The sequence below is a fragment of the Dyella japonica genome, from assembly GCF_040545895.1.
In the GTDB taxonomy this organism is placed as follows: domain Bacteria; phylum Pseudomonadota; class Gammaproteobacteria; order Xanthomonadales; family Rhodanobacteraceae; genus Dyella; species Dyella japonica_D.
On record NZ_JBEPMU010000019.1, the window covers coordinates 1 to 3537 of the forward strand.

The window sequence follows — 3537 nt, forward strand, 5'->3', positions numbered from 1 at the left end:
TGCCGTTGTCGATCACCTCGCCCACGAGCGAGCCCGTGCTCCCGCCGTTGCCCAGTTGCAGCGTGCCCGCCGCAATCGTCGTGCCGCCGGTGTAGCTGTTGGCACCGGTGAGCACCAGGGTGCCCAGATCATCCTTCACGAGTGGCGTCGCACCGCCGAGCACGGCGTCGATGGTGGCGGTATAGCCCGCGCCGTCCGTGGTCCCGTCGCCCACACGGATGATCGCCGCCGGGCCGGTGAGGACGATGGCGTCGCCATTGATCACATAGCCGCCGATCGCAAACTGCATGCCCGAGGCGCGCACCGGTCCCTCGCTGGTGTCGACCGTGACCGTGCCGGGCTGCCCCTCAAATTCGGCGAACGCGCCATCGCTGAAGGGGGCATTGAGCGTGCCGTCCAGACTGGTCCAGTTGTCGTTGCCGCTACCGCTTTGCCAGGTGCCGTTGCCGCCGTTGATGACGCCGTTGTTCTTCGGTCCGGTCGCGCCGTCCCAGAAGCGCAGCGAGATCCCATTGGTGTTGACCAGGTTGACCTGGCCGGCCACCGACGTCTGCACGAACAGACTGGGTAGCGGTACCGCACCGAGGGCCAATCCGCTGCCGGACAGCGCGCCGCCATAATCAAAGAGCCGGTAGACGCCCGGATCGAACGCGCCGCCGGGCGTCGCGGTGACGGTCAGCATGCCGGCCAGCGCCAGGTTGCCGCCAATGCGGGTCAGGTCGTTGAAAGGGCCGCCGGGGACGTTGGCCTGCCCGAAGCGGTAGTCCAACAGCGAGCCGCTGCCCAGGGCGAGGTGGCCGTTGACGGTAAGCGTGCCGGGGGCGGACCCCGGCGCGCCCGGCGCCAGGGTCGCGCCGCTGGCGACATTCACATCGCCGCCAAGGGTGCCGCTGCCGCCGAGCGTGGCGCCGGAGGCGACGCTGGTCAGCCCGGTCGCGCCTGACTGGTTGCCGTCGATGTACAACGCGCCGCCCGACACCGTGGTGGTGCCGGTGTAGGTGTTGGCGCCGCTCAAGGTTTGCGTGCCAGTTCCGATCTTGACGAGTGAACCCGTGCCGGAAATCACTCCGGCGAAAGTCGCGCCGGTGCCATTGTTGGTGCCGAGCGTGAGGGTCTGTGCACCCAGCGCCACGGTGGCCGTGCCGTCGCCGCCCAGGCTCTGGACTGAGGCATCCGACGCGCTCGTGCCGTACACCGCAGCCAGATTCAGCCGGGTGCTGTTGCTCAGATTGAGGGCCGTGTTCTGCAGGGCGAGGGCCGCGCCAGCACCGATACTGAGCGCACCGCCCGAGGCGTTGATCGCGCCGGTGAAGCTGCCCGCTCCCGTACGCAGCGTCAGCCCGGTCGTGGCGCTGCCCGTATTGGTCAGGTTGATGGTGCCCGAGCCAGTCAGACCAGGCGCCGCCCCGTCAATGAACAACTGGTTGTTAGCACCGTCGTTCGTGACATTGATGGCGACGGTGCCGTTGATGGTGACGCTGCCGAACACGTCAAAGCCGCTGTTGGTCTTGTCTAGCGTCGAGCCATCGTTCAGCGCGAGCGAGAAGCCGGCGGGGTGGCTAATCGCGGTACTTCCCACCAGCTCGAACGTGGCGCCGCTGTTCACGGTGGTGGCCGAACGATAGGCGGTTGCGTTGTTCAACACGAGCCTGCCACCGTCAACAGTGGTCGCGCCGGTATAATTGATGTTGGGGCCAGTCAGGGTCTGCGTGCCCGTTCCGCTCTTGGTGAGTGCGAGCGTGATCGACGTGTCAGAGGTGTTGCTGTTGCGCATGAACCCGTTGTACGAGTCGTTTCCGCTGCCGGTGAGCACTAATGTGCTGTTGGCAACGCCGCCCTGGCTTTCGCGTCCTTCGACGACGCCCGAACCCGAACTGTTGACGATGCCCAGGACGGACTGCGTCGTACCGAGCAGTTGCCAGTAAGCATAGTTGCCGCCCGGCGTTGCATTGAACGACACGACCGCGTTCGTCATCTGGTTGTTGCTCTTGTTCTGCAGGACTGCATCACCCGCGGCCGCCGAGCCGACCGTCACATCCGAGGTCGCCACCGATGCGCCAGCAGCGAGAACCAGAGTTCCGACCGTGGCGTTAAACCCCCCGTTGTTAGCGATGACCAGAGGGCCGATAAAGGTGTTGACGCCACCCAGGGTGAGCGTCGCGTTGCCGCCGCTTGTTCTCAAGCCGGCAGTCCCGGCGATCACCGAGTTGATGGCCCCGCTACCCGTGATGGTCGGCGTCGCACCGGCGAGGGTCAGCGTGCCGCCGCTGAGCGTGTAGCCCGCGGTCGAGAAGGTCAGATTGTGCGCGGTGATGGGCACGCCGAGCGTGACCGTACCGGCCGTCCCTTGGAAAAGAGCGTCGTCAAGATTGGCGTTGTTCCAGACGGTCGTGCCGGCGTTCCAGGATGCATTGGTGGTATTCCACGTTCCGCTACCACCGGAGGCTCCGCCAGGATTCCAGGTGAGTTCGGCAGCCGACAATGGCGTGCGCATCTCCACGAGAAAAAGCACGGCGATGACATGACGACTCCAGCCCCAATGAGCGGATTTCTCCGGTGCTTGGCGAGATAAGATTTGCATCCTCGCCGCGACGAGACGCGCCACTTTGCTGAAAAAAACAAGAAGCGTGCTCTTGTTCACCGAAGCGCTCCCGCGTGGCCCGGCAGATGGACGAATCATCCAAAACGAGAATCATCGCTATCGAGCAGTTTTCCGGCTCCGCCACCGAAGGGTTTCGTTTTCAGGCTAACGAACGACATGCATCCAGTGGTATCGGGATGGCAACAAACCATGACTGATGCCCGATGGTTCGGCGCGGCAGGATAAGTGGTGCCCCTCATCATCCGCATATCAGCCGCTTCCAGGTTGGCGTGCGGTGATTGAGCCCACCAAAACATTCGTTTTAGCGAGCGGGTGGTTTGCGCGTCACGCACCGCAGACCCCTAGCGTACGTGCCTGTTCGATATAAACGTTGCACAAAGCAGCGTCTGATTCGCGTGAACGGATTCCGGTGGCGGTTGCAGCGGCGCCGTCGGAATAGGCACGGCGCACGCCATCGAGGGGCGCCAAGGCCTGTGTCGGCCTAGGGAGCACCAGCACCAGCCGCTCGGGCAACGTCCGGCGCTTAGAATGAGGGGACTCGTCCCTGTGGATTCCTCTCCGGCACGCCGCCGACACATCAGCCGTGTCGTCCACTCGACGAGCAACCCTTGGGCGTCGTCATCGAGCCACCGCAACGGGACACCGATGCCTTCGACACCCAAGGTGGCGAGATCCCATGTGCGCAGTCACGGAAAGGCCGTCGCCGCCCGGCGGCCCCCATGGCTGAAAACCGGCCCAGTATCATCCGCATCGGCCACGTGCATCAAGGCGACCCGCGCGGCAGCCTCGCCCCATCCACACCGTTGCTCGCATCAGGCCAGGGCATGGCGCATGCCACCGCCAGGAGAGCCTGCCCTTTCACATCACGTTCGCGTTCGGCGCTATCCAATCCCATCCGGCTCGCGCGTTGACCCGCGATACGCCCACCCTGCTCG

Annotated in this window: 1 protein-coding gene; it reads right to left on the reverse strand. The window is 64.9% G+C overall.

What is annotated here, in order from left to right; all coding sequences use genetic code 11:
- A partial coding sequence (locus tag ABIC75_RS23015) for a beta strand repeat-containing protein (RefSeq protein WP_354016219.1) occupies positions 1-2641 on the reverse strand: 2641 nt, incomplete at its 3' end.
- Between the last annotated feature and the right edge of the window lie 896 nt (positions 2642-3537).